Raw genomic sequence first — 11,586 nt, 5'->3', positions numbered from 1 at the left:
TTCAAATCCTGTCCCCGCAACCAATCTCTCAGATACATCTCAAAACAAACTTCTCGCGTCAGGCGAAGAACCTGAAGGGTGATGACGTCCGGGCAAAGCCACTCCACAAAACTAAAACTCAAAACCAGCTTCTCGCAAAACACAAACATAACCCCGCCAAAAGCGGGGCTTTGTCGTTTAAGGAAGGCGCAAAATACCGGTGCCGGAAGTCCCTTGTGCAGCAATATATTCGTCGGCTTATAACGCTCCAAAAAGTTTGAAACTTTCATTCCGCTCAATCTGAATAACCATTGCGCGGGTTCGATGCCGAGGTAATCTGGCGGTGACATTGTCCATGCTTGCAGCCAAAGGAATTTTCGGCAGATGAACGACGATGTAATCGAGATGCACGGTCTGCGCGTTCTTCTGTTCGCCGGGGAGGGTGACAAACTTGCCGCCGCGCGGGATGCCAATACATTCCTCAGCGAGACCTGGTCGCAGGACGCAACGCTCGCCGTGATTCCGGTTTCACGGCTTGGCGATGATTTTCTCGACCTCAAAACCCGAATCGCCGGAGAAGTCATCCAGAAATTCGTCAACTATCAGATTCGCCTGGCCATTCTCGGAGATATTTCCACATGGGCGGACACAAGCAAGCCATTGCGCGACTTTGTCTATGAGACGAATCGCGGCCGCAGCCTGTGGTTCATCCGCGATCTGGCAGAACTTGAACAACGGCTGGTAATTCACGCAGCCGGCTAACGCGGTTTTCCCGCAGGTGCCGTGGTGCCGCGCGTCACCAGTTCGAACCCGACATTAACCGCCGCCGCCGGTGCATATTCCCGGGCGGAGCTGCGATCGAGAACCTGCAGCAGAAGTTCGCCGGTCCTGCGGCCGATCTGTTCGGCATCGATGCGAATCGTTGTGATCGCCGGAACACATTGCCGGGCAATATCGAAATCGCCAAAGCCCATCAGCGAGAGATCGCCGGGCACCTTGATGCCGCGCCGGTGACATTCCATCAGCGCGCCGACGGCGGAAATGTCGGAAACGGCGAAGACCGCTTCCACGTCCGGGGCCTGTTCCAGCAATATGCCGAGCGTGAGGGCGCCATGATCGTAGGAAACAGGGGCTTGGCCGGCGCGAATCACCAGTTCATCACTCAGGCCAGCCTCGCGCAGCACCGAGGTGAAACCGGCGAGCCGTGATTCGCCGCGCAGATCCTTCGCATCGCTGTCCATCCTGGATCCAAGCGCGCCGATTCGCCGATGCCCCAATGCCAGGAGATGCAGTGCCGCTGCCCGTCCGACTTCATAATTGGAAAAGCCGACCGCATGGTCGATCGGATGTTCCGGCGTATCCCAGATTTCGACGATCGGAATACCCGCCCGCAGCATCATTTCATTGGCCGCCTTGGTGTGGGTGGTACCCGCAACCACGATCGCATCGGGCCGCCGGGCGAGCATGGCGCGGATGATTCGCTCTTCCTCCTCCAGCCGGTACATGGTGTAACCGATGAGGAGCTGATAGTCGGCCGGCCGCATGGCCTCGGCAAGACCCTGCGCGGTATCGGCGAAATTGGAATTGGTCAGGGTCGGCAGAATAGCCGTGATAAAGTTGGTGCGGCGGGAGGAAAGGCTGCCCGCCACCCGGTCCGGCACGTAGCTCAGCTGCTCGATGGCCTTCATCACCCGGTTGCGGGTTGATTCGGAAACGAGATCGGGGTCCGCCAGCACCCGCGAGACGGTCATTTTCGACACGCCGGCGAGGCGGGAGACGTCGTGCATGGTGGCTTTGGGCGAAGATGGCGGCACGGTTCGGTCCTGTCTGTTCCGAATCAGTTACTTCGGGGCGATCCTGTTGTAAACCACGTGGTAGAAACGGCCATCGAACAGGCGCATCATTTCATCGGTGATGGCCCGGCCTTCGAGGCGCACCGGCGAGGCAAGGGCTTCCTTCACGGCGTCCATCGAAGGATAGTCGACCTCCTGGACCATGGCGATGGGGGGCGATTCAGGGTCCGAATCAACCGTGCGCATGACGCGCACCGCCTGGGCGTTCGGCATGCGCTTCCAGACAGGCAGCAATCGTTCCTCCACCATCCGAAAGAAGGCGTCTTCCTGGCCTTTATGAATCGTTCCCTCGAAAATGGCCGACCGGGTGAACATGGATCCTCCTTGCGCGTTGATAGCGTGGCATTTTCGCCTTGCCACTTGTAATGATACCGATAACATGCTTGATTGGAAAAACAAGCAGCAAAATTGACAAGCCGTCAAGGAATGCTGCCGAATGGTTTGAATAGGCTGCGGCTCGATGCTCCTGGACGGAATAATGTCGAAGACTCATAACGCAGTATCGCGGAATCAACAGGCTGAATGGAAATGTTATCGAGAACAATTGATACACACTGAGACTGGCGGATGATGCTCGGGAGGCATCGCCGGAATCATGGACAACACGACAAGTGGAGGAGACAAGAATGGGTATTTCAAAATCATTGCGTGTGATGGTCGCGGCTGTCGGCCTTGCCGCTGCAGGGCTGTTTTCGGCAGTCGATGCCAATGCGGTCACGCTGAACGACATCACCTCGCGCGGCACCGTCCGAATCGGCGTGCTCACCGGCGCGCCGCCGATGGGCATGGTCGACGAGAAGGGCAATCCGACGGGTTATGATGTCGATGTTGCCAACCTGATAGCCGGTTATCTCGGCGTGAAGGCGGAACTTGTGCCGCTGACGCCGCCATCGCGTATCCCGGCGCTGCAGACCGGCAAGGTCGACTTCCTCATTGCGACGCTTGCGCCAACGGGCGAACGTGCCAAGACGGTGATGTTCACCCAGCCCTACAGCGCTTTCAACATGGTGATCGTTTCCGGCAAGGACCAGAAATTCGCGGCCCTCTCTGAACTCGGCGGCAAGCGCGTCGCGGTCAATCGCGGTTCGTCACAGGAAGCGGCCTTGCGCAAAGTTGCCGTGCCGGGGCTCGAGCTCGTGGTCTACGAGGATGATTCGACCACGGCCCAGGCACTGATCGCCGGACAGGTCGATGCCGTCGCGCTGCCGTCGACGGTTGCCGACGCCGTGTTGAAGCAGCTGCCCGATGCCGGTCTGCAGGTTGGTTTCACCTTCTTCCGCCAGGGCAACTCCATGGCAACGGCGCTGCAGGATTTCGAGATGCGCCAGTGGCTCAATACGGCGATTTATCTGATGAAGAACTCCGGCGAGCTCGATGCCATTTCGGTCAAGTGGACCGGCCAGCCCATGCCACAGCTGCCATCCTTCTGATCTGCCGCTCAATCGGTTCACCGGGCAAAGTCTGCCCGGTGCCATTTTCCAATGGAGACCGGAGATGTCCTACACCTTCCAGTTTGGCGTCATCGCCCAGTATCAGAATGAAATTCTGGCCGGCATCTGGATGACGATCAAGCTTTCCGTGGCGTCGATCATCCTTGGTTGTGCCGCCGGTATTGTCCTTGCGTCGATCCGCTCGATGAAAACAGGCATCGGCCGCATTCTCGTCGATGCCTATGTAGAGATCATCCGCAACACGCCGTTTCTCGTGCAGCTCTTCATTGTCTATTTCGGCCTGCCAGGGCTTGGATTGCGCGTCAGCGCGGTGACGGCTGCCCTGATCGGCATGACGATCAATCTCGCCGCCTATTCCACCGAGATCATCCGCGCCGGCATCGAATCCATTCACAAATCGCAGATCGAGGCGGGCGAGGCACTGGGCTTCACGCGGCTGCAGATTTACCGCCATGTCATCATCATGCCGGCCATTGCCAAGGTCTATCCGGCGCTGTGCAGCCAGTTTGTCCTGATGATGCTGGCGTCGTCAGTGTGCTCGGCCATCTCGACGAAGGAACTTGCGGCATCGGCCGCCTTCATCGAATCGCAGAGTTTCCGTTCCTTCGAAGTCTATATTGTCGTCACGCTCATCTATCTGGCGCTGGCGCTCGCCCTGCGTGGTGTGCTTGCCGTCATCGGGCTGTGGTTGTTCGGCCGCCGCGTGGCGCGGCGAACCGCGGTCGCTCTTCCGGAGGTGCAGGCATGATTCTCCGTACCTTCGGTTTCAGTGAATTCGGTTTTCTTGTCTCGGCGCTGCTGTGGACTGTCGTCCTGACCATCATCGCGCTCAGCGGCGGCGGTCTTGTCGGCTTCGTCATCGCGCTTGCCCGCACCTCAACGCACAAATGGCTGCGGATCGTGGCCGCAACCTATATCCAGATCATCCAGGGCATCCCGGTGCTGATGATCCTGTTCCTGTCCTATTACGGGCTGAGCCTCGCCGGGCTGCAGCTGCCGCCTCTCGTGGCAGCGGGCGCTTCGATGACGATCTACGCGTCGGGCTATCTCGCCGAGATCTGGCGCGGCTGTATCCAGTCCGTGCCCAAGCCGCAGTGGGAGGCGTCCGAATCGCTCGCCATGACGCGCGTGCAGCAATATCGCTATGTGATCCTGCCGCAGGCGCTGCGCATCTCGTTGCCGTCAACCGTCGGCTTTGCCGTGCAGGTGGTCAAGAACACGTCGATCACCTCGATCATCGGTTTTGTCGAACTCGCCCGTGCGGGCCAACTCATCAACAATGCGACGTTCCAGCCCTTCCGCGTGTTTCTTGCGGTCGCGGCGCTGTACTTCGTCGTCTGTTATCCGCTGTCCCAGCTGTCGCGTTGGCTGGAAAGGAGACTCCATGCCAGAAGTCATCGTTGAAAATGTCCATAAAAGCTTCGGCTCGGTCGAGGTGCTCAAAGGTGTCTCGCTGACCGTCGAGCGCGGCGAGGTGATCGCGCTGATCGGCCGGTCGGGTTCCGGCAAGAGCACGCTTTTGCGTTGCATCAACGGCCTGGAAAAGATCAATTTCGGCCGCATCGAGATTGCCGGCCACACGGTGAGCAGCGATCCCAGGCATCTGCGGGAACTGCGCCGGGATGTCGGCATTGTCTTCCAGAGCTACAATCTTTTCCCGCATCTGAGTGTCGGCGACAACATCATGCTGGCGCCGAAGATCGTCAAGAATGTCGCCAGGGCACAGAGCCGCGAAACCGCGGAAAAGGTGCTGAAGCTCGTTGGTCTCTCGGAAAAATTCGATGCCTATCCGGATGAGCTGTCCGGCGGCCAGCAGCAGCGCGTCGCCATTGCCCGCTCCCTCGCCATGCAGCCGAAAGTGATGCTGTTCGACGAGGTGACGTCTGCGCTCGATCCGGAACTGACCGAGGAAGTGCTCAACGTCATGGAACAGCTGGCACGGGACGGCATGACGATGATTCTGGTGACGCATGAAATGGCTTTTGCCCGCCGGGTCGCGACCAGAACCATTTTCATGCACCAGGGCAAGATCTGGGAGGAGGGGCCGTCGAAACAACTCTTCAGCGATCCCAAGACGCCGGAGCTGCGCCAGTTCGTCAAAGCCGATGTCAAGTAAATCCATTCATTAGGGAAACCCATGATCATGCCGATCGATATTCTGCAGCTATGCCCGCTGATGCCCGCACTCGAAGCGGATCTTGCCGGGCACTATACCGTGCATCGTTGGTTTGAGACGACGGACCAGCCGGGATTCCTGAAATCCCATGCGGATAAAATCCGCGGTGTGGTGACAGGCGGGCATATCGGTATTCCGACCGAGCTTGCGGCTCAATTGCCCAAGCTGGAAATCGTTTCGATCAATGGTGTCGGTTACGACAAAATCGACCTGAACGCGGCGCGCCAGCGCGGTTATCGCGTCGCCAATACACCGGATGTTCTGACCGCCGACGTGGCCGACCTTGCGCTTGGGTTGATTATCAATCTGGCGCGGCAGCTTGTTCTGGCCGACAATCATGTTCGTGCAGGCAACTGGCCAAAGGGCGAGCTCGGCCTCGGGCACCGGGTGACGGGCCGGCGCTACGGCATTTTCGGACTTGGCCGCATCGGCCAGGCCATCGCCAAACGCCTTGTCGCCTTTGACGGGCAGATTTCCTATTCGGGGCGCCGCAAGCTCGATGTTCCCTATACATTTTACCCGACGCTCGCGGAGCTTGCAGCCAATTGCGATGTGCTGATCATTGCGGCGGCCGCTTCGGCAGAGACCAGGCATGTGGTCAATGCCGATGTGCTGAAAGCTCTTGGGCCCAAAGGCAGCCTGATCAACATCGCCCGCGGTTCGCTTGTCGATGAAACCGCTCTCGTTGCAGCCTTGCAGCATGGTACCATTGCGGGAGCCGGGCTCGATGTGTTCGCGGACGAGCCGCGTGTGCCGGAGGCGCTGTTCGGCATGAAGAACGTCGTGCTTTCGCCGCATGTGGCCAGTGCCACCCACGAGACACGCCGGGCGATGGCCGATCTTGTGCTTGCCAATCTGGAAGCGCAATTTGCCGGCAAGCCGCTGCCGGCGGCGGTTGTTTGACAGATATCGCGATAGACGGGGGAAGAGCCGCCATGGCCGATGCATCCACGATTGCCGTTATTGGCGCAGGGCTCATGGGCGCCGCGATTGCCACACGGCTCATCGAGACCGGCCATCCGGTCACGGTGTTTGACGTCGACGCGCAGAAGGTGGCGGCACTTGTGGCCAAAGGCGCCGTGGCGGCACTTTCGGTTGCCGCGGCCACGGCGCAAAGCCGGTTCGTCATTCTGAGCCTCAACCATGCCGATATTGTCCGTACGGTCGTGTTCGGCGCGGATGGCGTGGCTGCGGCCGCCGGAGCCGACAGGCTGCTGATCGACATGTCATCGATTGATCCGAAGGAAACTGCTGACATGGCGGCAAAGCTGGCGGAATCAACGGGAATGAAATGGCTGGATTGCCCGTTGTCCGGCGGTGTTCCCGGTGCGCTTGCCGGGCGATTGACCGTGATGGCTGGCGGCGACGCCGCCGATTTCGAGCGCGGCCGAATCGTCATGCAGCATCTCTGCGCCAACTATACGCTGATGGGGCCGAGCGGGGCGGGGCAGACGACGAAGCTGATCAACCAGCTGTTCTGCGCCGTGGCGTTCCAGGCGGTTGCCGAGGCGGTAAAGCTGGCGGAAGCGGGCGGCGTTGATCCGGCGCTGATACCGCAGGCGCTGGCGGGCGGACGGGCCGACAACCGGATCATGCAGGAATTCATGGTGAAGTTTGCCGCGCGCGACTACACGCCGACCGGGCGCATCGACAACATGCTGAAGGATCTCGATTCGCTGCAGGCCTTTGCGCTGAAGACGAAGACGCCGTTGCCGATGACCGGTCAGGTCGTTGAAATTCACCGGCTCCTGTGTGCAGCCGGTCTAGGCGCGCGCGATTCAGCCGAGATGATGCGGCTGCTCGACGGTTTCTCCCACTAATCCCGGAATGTCTGGACTTTCAGCCATTCAACACTGGCCTCGACGATCTGCGTGATCGGATGCGCGACATCCTGCGTGAACACGAGTGGTTCACCCGTTGGCGATTCCAGCGTCGCCAATTGGCTGTCGAGCATCGACAGCGGCATGAAATGGCCGGTGCGCTTGCTCATGTGATCGCGCAAGACCGCCAGGCTGCCGTCGAGAAAGACAAAGGCGAGGGGCCCGCCCGCTTCCCGGCGCAGCCGGTCGCGATACATCTTCTTCAATGCGGAGCAGGACACGACCACGCCCTTTTCGGCCTTGGCAAGTTCCGCGCCGATCTTGTCGAGCCACGGCCAGCGGTCCTCGTCGGTCAGCGGGATGCCCGCCGACATTTTCTTCACATTGCTTTCCGGATGCAGCACATCGCCTTCGATGAACGGCAGGGACAGTGCCGCCGCGATGCCCTCTCCAACTGAAGATTTGCCGGAGCCGCTCACGCCCATGACGATCAGCCTGATCATAGGGACGCCGTAATGCCGCCATCGACATGGATGACCTGGCCGTTGACGAAGGACGATGCGTCGCTGGCCAGAAACACCGCCGCTCCGACCAGTTCCTCGACATTGCCCCATCGTCCCGCCGGGGTGCGCTTTTCCAGCCAGCCGGAGAATTCCGGATTGTCGATCAGCGCCTGATTGAGCGGCGTCTTGAAATAGCCGGGTGCGATGGCGTTGACCTGCAGGCCGTATTTGGCCCAGTCCGTGCACATGCCGCGCGTCAGGTTGCGGACGGCGCCCTTGGTTGCGGTGTACGGCGCGATGGAAGGCCGCGCCAGTTCGCTTTGCACGGAGGCGATATTGATGATTTTTCCACGTCCACGCTTGATCATGTGCTTTGCCACGCTCTGTCCGGCATAAAAGACACTGGACACATTGGTCTGCAGCAGCAGCTGCCACTTATCTTCGGGAAAGTCCTCGAGTGGCGTGCGGAACTGCATTCCGGCATTGTTGAACAGAATGTCGATCGCGCCAATATTTGTCTCGATCGTGTCGACGCCGGCCTTGACGCTTTCCAGGCTGGTCACGTCGAAAGCGGCCGCATGGGCTTTGTGGCCCGCTGCCCTGAGTTCGACAACGGCGGCATCGACCTTTGCCGCATCGCGGCCATTGATGATGATTTCCGCGCCGTGTTCAGCCAATCCCTTGGCCAGGGCAAAGCCGATTCCCTGGCTTGATCCCGTAACGAGGGCGCGTTTTCCCTCCAGGCTGAACAATGGATAGGCCATTCTTTGTTTCCTCCGGTTCTGCGGAATTCCGATTGCGGGATGTCATCGCTTCCTTCTCCGCTTGACATAAATGTTATCGATAACATATGCAAGTATTCCGGTGTTATGGTGCTGAAATTGATCCCGGCCGCTGCGGCTGGAGGCATGAAGCGCAAGGGGAGGAACGTATGAAGGCTGTTGTCATCCACGCGGCAAAGGATCTGCGCATCGAGGAACGCGATCCGGGCATTCCCGAAGCCGGGCAAGTGGATATTGCCGTTGAGGCCGGCGGCATATGCGGCTCGGATCTGCACTATTACAATCATGGCGGGTTCGGCACGATCCGGCTGCGCGAACCGATGATCCTCGGCCACGAGATTGCCGGAACCATCAGGGCATTGGGGTCGGGGGTCAGTGGTCTTGCCGTCGGTGACCGGGTGGCGGTATCCCCCAGCCGTCCCTGCAACCACTGCGACTATTGCCTGCAAGGGCTGCAGAATCACTGTCTCAACATGCGCTTCTACGGCAGCGCCATGCCCATGCCGCATATCCAGGGCGCATTCCGCCAGCGGCTGATCGCCGAGGCCTGGCAATGCCACCGGGTGGCGGATGGCGTTTCGATCAACGAGGCGGCCTTTGCCGAACCCTTTGCCGTGACGCTGCATGCGGTCAAGCGCGCCGGTTCATTGCTTGGCAAGCGTGTTCTTGTTACCGGCTGTGGTCCGATTGGAGCGCTGACCATCCTGGCGGCGCGCGCGCATGGCGCCCGGGAGATTGTCGCGACCGACGTCATGGATGCGGTGCTGGTCAAGGCCCGGGAGATCGGGGCGGACCGGACCATCAATGTCGCCGACCATCCGGAGCAACTGGCAGCCTATTCCGCCAACAAGGGCTCGTTCGATGTGATGTTCGAGGCATCCGGCAACGAACGGGCGCTGCGCGCCGGGCTCGACGTTCTGCGCCCGCGCGGCATTCTCATGCAGCTCGGCCTTGGTGGGGACATCGCCATTCCGCAGAACCTGATCGTCTCCAAGGAAATCGATCTGCGCGGCTCCTTCCGCTTCCACGAGGAGTTCAGCCTCGCGGTTGATCTGATCGGCCGGAAAATTGTCGATGTGAAGCCGCTGCTCACCGGCATCTTCAGTCTTGACGAGGCGGTGCAGGCTTTTGAGACCGCGGGTGATCGCAGCCGTTCGATGAAGGTGCAGCTCGCCTTTGCCTGACATTCGTGCCGGGAATGCGTCAAATGTCCATTGAAACCGCTTTTCCCTATGTTAAGGTCCGGCGCCGCTTCCCCTTTGACAGAGCGTTGATGCTTTCGGGTCTATCGCCGGGGGATTGTTCGGCATAAGCGTTTCGGGAGAAGGCCGGTCGACGGCTGCAGCGTGACGGCCCTTGTGCCGTCATCAGGAAGGACAGAACATACCATGACAGTGCACCAGAACCTGATCGACGGCGCGTGGATCGGCGGCGATGCGATCGCCAACATCAACCCCTCCAACACCAATGACGTCGTTGGTGAATATGCGCGGGCGACGGCTGAAGACACGCTGAACGCCATTGCCGCGGCAAAGGCGGCATTCCCGGCCTGGTCGCGGTCCGGCATTCTTGAGCGTCACGCCATCCTGCGCAAGACCGCCGATGAGATCACCGCCCGCAAGGACGAGATCGGCCGGCTGTTGTCACGCGAGGAAGGCAAGACCCTGGCCGAAGGCATCGGCGAGACCGTGCGCGCCGCCCAGATTTTTGATTTCTTCGCCGGGGAAGTCCTGCGCCTGGCCGGCGAGGTTCTCCCCAGTGCCCGCCCGAACATCGGCGTGGAAGTCACCCGGGAAGCCGTAGGTGTCGTCGGCATCATCACGCCGTGGAATTTCCCCATCGCCATCCCCGCCTGGAAGATTGCGCCGGCATTGGCCTATGGCAATACGGTGGTTTTCAAGCCTGCGGATCTGGTTCCCGGCTGTTCCTGGGCGATTGTCGATATATTGCACCGCGCCGGGTTGCCGAAGGGCGTGCTCAACCTCGTCATGGGCAAGGGTTCGGTTGTCGGCCAGACCATTCTCGACAGCGCCGATGTCAATGCCATCACCTTCACCGGTTCTGTGGGGACGGGCAAGCGCGTTGCTGCCGCCTCCATCGAACATATGCGCAAGTTCCAGCTGGAGATGGGCGGGAAGAACCCGTTTGTCGTGCTCGACGATGCGGATCTGACCGTGGCCGTCGAAGCCGCCGTCAACAGTGCCTTCTTCTCCACCGGCCAGCGCTGCACCGCGTCCTCGCGCATCATTGTCACCGAAGGCATCCACGACCGGTTCGTTGCGGCGGCAACCGAACGCCTGAAGGGTGTCGTTGTCGATGACGCCCTGAAAGCCGGAACCCATATCGGGCCGGTGGTCGATCAGAGCCAGCTGAAGCAGGACGAGGACTATATCGCCATCGGCAAGACCGAGGGCGCCAGGCTGGCCTTCGGCGGCGAGCGGCTGACCCGCGATAATCCCGGTTTCTACCTGCAGCCGGCACTGTTCACCGAGGCGACCAACCAGATGCGGATTTCCCGCGAGGAAATTTTCGGTCCTGTCGCCAGCGTGATCCGGGTCAAGGATTATGAGGAAGCGCTGCATACCGCGAACGACACGCCGTTCGGCCTGTCCTCAGGCATTGCGACAACGAGCCTGAAACACGCCACGCATTTCAAGCGCAATGCCGAAGCCGGCATGGTTATGGTCAACCTGCCGACGGCAGGCGTGGATTTCCACGTGCCGTTCGGCGGCCGCAAGGGCTCGAGCTATGGCCCGCGCGAGCAGGGCAAATACGCTGCCGAATTCTATACGACCGTGAAGACGGCCTATACGCTGGCCTGACGGGCGCTTTCTCTATTTTCATGACAGACCGGTTTTTGACGGGCGGTGCGGTTGCACCGCCCGTTTTCATTGGCTTCTGTGTGTGGTGTCGGTTGAGTTATCCCCAGGGGTTGCTTGGCTGATTTGAGAAAGTTTGGATTTGTGCGTTTTTTTGGAAAAGTCGTGTTGACAGTTTTGGTTGGTGGGGTCTATATACCGAC

The 11,586-nt window shown here is 60.1% G+C and carries 14 protein-coding genes; 9 read left to right on the top strand and 5 right to left on the bottom strand.

The annotated features are described in order from the left end of the window. Window positions 1-329: hypothetical protein (locus tag AC1Q5O_RS27095; RefSeq protein WP_492567173.1), on the bottom strand; the 329-nt coding region annotated here is incomplete at its 3' end. A gap of 34 nt (window positions 330-363) precedes the next feature. On the opposite strand from AC1Q5O_RS27095, the gene AC1Q5O_RS27090 reads away from it, so the two are divergent. Next, window positions 364-741 carry a DUF4180 domain-containing protein gene (locus AC1Q5O_RS27090; protein ID WP_492567172.1) on the top strand — a complete coding sequence of 126 codons (378 nt, stop codon included), beginning with the start codon at window positions 364-366 and terminating at the stop codon, window positions 739-741. Here AC1Q5O_RS27090 and AC1Q5O_RS27085 read toward each other — a convergent pair. Together AC1Q5O_RS27085 and AC1Q5O_RS27080 are read right to left on the bottom strand one after the other, a co-directional pair. Further along, on the bottom strand, window positions 738-1,766 hold the full coding sequence (locus AC1Q5O_RS27085; protein ID WP_492567175.1) for a LacI family DNA-binding transcriptional regulator: 1,029 nt from the start codon (window positions 1,764-1,766) through the stop codon (window positions 738-740). The genes AC1Q5O_RS27090 and AC1Q5O_RS27085 overlap by 4 nt on opposite strands. 54 nt (window positions 1,767-1,820) lie before the next feature. Beyond that, on the bottom strand, window positions 1,821-2,147 hold the full coding sequence (locus AC1Q5O_RS27080) for an EthD domain-containing protein (protein WP_492567170.1): 327 nt from the start codon (window positions 2,145-2,147) through the stop codon (window positions 1,821-1,823). A gap of 311 nt (window positions 2,148-2,458) precedes the next feature. Here AC1Q5O_RS27080 and AC1Q5O_RS27075 point away from each other — a divergent pair, with 311 nt between their 5' ends. The 6 genes from AC1Q5O_RS27075 to AC1Q5O_RS27050 all read left to right on the top strand — a co-directional run bounded on the left by AC1Q5O_RS27075 (window position 2,459) and on the right by AC1Q5O_RS27050 (window position 7,279). After that, window positions 2,459-3,262, top strand: a complete 804-nt coding sequence (locus tag AC1Q5O_RS27075) for a transporter substrate-binding domain-containing protein (protein ID WP_223616119.1) — start codon at window positions 2,459-2,461, stop codon at window positions 3,260-3,262. Window positions 3,263-3,326: 64 nt separating this feature from the next. Then, a complete protein-coding gene (locus AC1Q5O_RS27070) occupies window positions 3,327-4,031 on the top strand; it encodes an amino acid ABC transporter permease (RefSeq protein WP_223616118.1) in 705 nt (234 codons plus the stop codon). After that, a complete protein-coding gene (locus tag AC1Q5O_RS27065) occupies window positions 4,028-4,687 on the top strand; it encodes an amino acid ABC transporter permease (RefSeq protein WP_492567168.1) in 660 nt (219 codons plus the stop codon). The genes AC1Q5O_RS27070 and AC1Q5O_RS27065 overlap by 4 nt, the downstream gene beginning before the upstream one ends. Next, entirely contained in the window at window positions 4,668-5,399 is a 732-nt protein-coding gene (locus AC1Q5O_RS27060) for an amino acid ABC transporter ATP-binding protein (protein ID WP_492567166.1), read from the top strand. The genes AC1Q5O_RS27065 and AC1Q5O_RS27060 overlap by 20 nt, the downstream gene beginning before the upstream one ends. A gap of 27 nt (window positions 5,400-5,426) precedes the next feature. Continuing rightward, the gene (locus AC1Q5O_RS27055; RefSeq protein ID WP_492567164.1) at window positions 5,427-6,362 is read left to right on the top strand and encodes a 2-hydroxyacid dehydrogenase; all 936 of its coding nucleotides are present in this window, start codon (window positions 5,427-5,429) and stop codon (window positions 6,360-6,362) included. 32 nt (window positions 6,363-6,394) lie between these two features. Beyond that, window positions 6,395-7,279: an NAD(P)-dependent oxidoreductase gene (locus tag AC1Q5O_RS27050; RefSeq protein WP_492567162.1), complete on the top strand. Its 885-nt coding sequence runs from the start codon at window positions 6,395-6,397 to the stop codon at window positions 7,277-7,279. Here the strand turns inward: AC1Q5O_RS27050 and AC1Q5O_RS27045 are convergent. Further along, window positions 7,276-7,782: a gluconokinase gene (locus tag AC1Q5O_RS27045; protein ID WP_492567160.1), complete on the bottom strand. Its 507-nt coding sequence runs from the start codon at window positions 7,780-7,782 to the stop codon at window positions 7,276-7,278. The genes AC1Q5O_RS27050 and AC1Q5O_RS27045 overlap by 4 nt on opposite strands. Then, on the bottom strand, window positions 7,779-8,546 hold the full coding sequence (locus AC1Q5O_RS27040) for an SDR family oxidoreductase (protein ID WP_492567159.1): 768 nt from the start codon (window positions 8,544-8,546) through the stop codon (window positions 7,779-7,781). The genes AC1Q5O_RS27045 and AC1Q5O_RS27040 overlap by 4 nt, the downstream gene beginning before the upstream one ends. A gap of 167 nt (window positions 8,547-8,713) precedes the next feature. Between AC1Q5O_RS27040 and AC1Q5O_RS27035 the strand changes: the two genes are divergently transcribed. Together AC1Q5O_RS27035 and AC1Q5O_RS27030 are read left to right on the top strand one after the other, a co-directional pair. Then, window positions 8,714-9,748 (top strand): L-idonate 5-dehydrogenase, encoded by a 1,035-nt coding sequence (locus AC1Q5O_RS27035; RefSeq protein ID WP_492567158.1) that lies wholly within the window; start codon window positions 8,714-8,716, stop codon window positions 9,746-9,748. A gap of 204 nt (window positions 9,749-9,952) precedes the next feature. Beyond that, entirely contained in the window at window positions 9,953-11,386 is a 1,434-nt protein-coding gene (locus tag AC1Q5O_RS27030; protein WP_492567156.1) for an aldehyde dehydrogenase family protein, read from the top strand. The last annotated feature ends 200 nt before the right edge of the window (window positions 11,387-11,586 follow it).

The organism is Phyllobacterium sp. MT110, assembly GCF_058792715.1.
This window is presented reverse-complemented; position numbering and strand designations above follow the sequence as displayed.

What these genes read in the sequence shown, in the direction of transcription:
- AC1Q5O_RS27040 (WP_492567159.1), bottom strand. Translation starts at nt 8,546, where the DNA reads ATGGCCTATCCATTGTTCAGCCTGGAGGGAAAACGCGCCCTCGTTACG.
- AC1Q5O_RS27030 (WP_492567156.1), top strand. Translation starts at nt 9,953, where the DNA reads ATGACAGTGCACCAGAACCTGATCGACGGCGCGTGGATCGGCGGCGAT.
- AC1Q5O_RS27080 (WP_492567170.1), bottom strand. Translation starts at nt 2,147, where the DNA reads ATGTTCACCCGGTCGGCCATTTTCGAGGGAACGATTCATAAAGGCCAG.
- AC1Q5O_RS27055 (WP_492567164.1), top strand. Translation starts at nt 5,427, where the DNA reads ATGCCGATCGATATTCTGCAGCTATGCCCGCTGATGCCCGCACTCGAA.
- AC1Q5O_RS27090 (WP_492567172.1), top strand. Translation starts at nt 364, where the DNA reads ATGAACGACGATGTAATCGAGATGCACGGTCTGCGCGTTCTTCTGTTC.
- AC1Q5O_RS27065 (WP_492567168.1), top strand. Translation starts at nt 4,028, where the DNA reads ATGATTCTCCGTACCTTCGGTTTCAGTGAATTCGGTTTTCTTGTCTCG.
- AC1Q5O_RS27045 (WP_492567160.1), bottom strand. Translation starts at nt 7,782, where the DNA reads ATGATCAGGCTGATCGTCATGGGCGTGAGCGGCTCCGGCAAATCTTCA.
- AC1Q5O_RS27075 (WP_223616119.1), top strand. Translation starts at nt 2,459, where the DNA reads ATGGGTATTTCAAAATCATTGCGTGTGATGGTCGCGGCTGTCGGCCTT.
- AC1Q5O_RS27085 (WP_492567175.1), bottom strand. Translation starts at nt 1,766, where the DNA reads ATGCACGACGTCTCCCGCCTCGCCGGCGTGTCGAAAATGACCGTCTCG.
- AC1Q5O_RS27070 (WP_223616118.1), top strand. Translation starts at nt 3,327, where the DNA reads ATGTCCTACACCTTCCAGTTTGGCGTCATCGCCCAGTATCAGAATGAA.
- AC1Q5O_RS27060 (WP_492567166.1), top strand. Translation starts at nt 4,668, where the DNA reads ATGCCAGAAGTCATCGTTGAAAATGTCCATAAAAGCTTCGGCTCGGTC.
- AC1Q5O_RS27035 (WP_492567158.1), top strand. Translation starts at nt 8,714, where the DNA reads ATGAAGGCTGTTGTCATCCACGCGGCAAAGGATCTGCGCATCGAGGAA.
- AC1Q5O_RS27050 (WP_492567162.1), top strand. Translation starts at nt 6,395, where the DNA reads ATGGCCGATGCATCCACGATTGCCGTTATTGGCGCAGGGCTCATGGGC.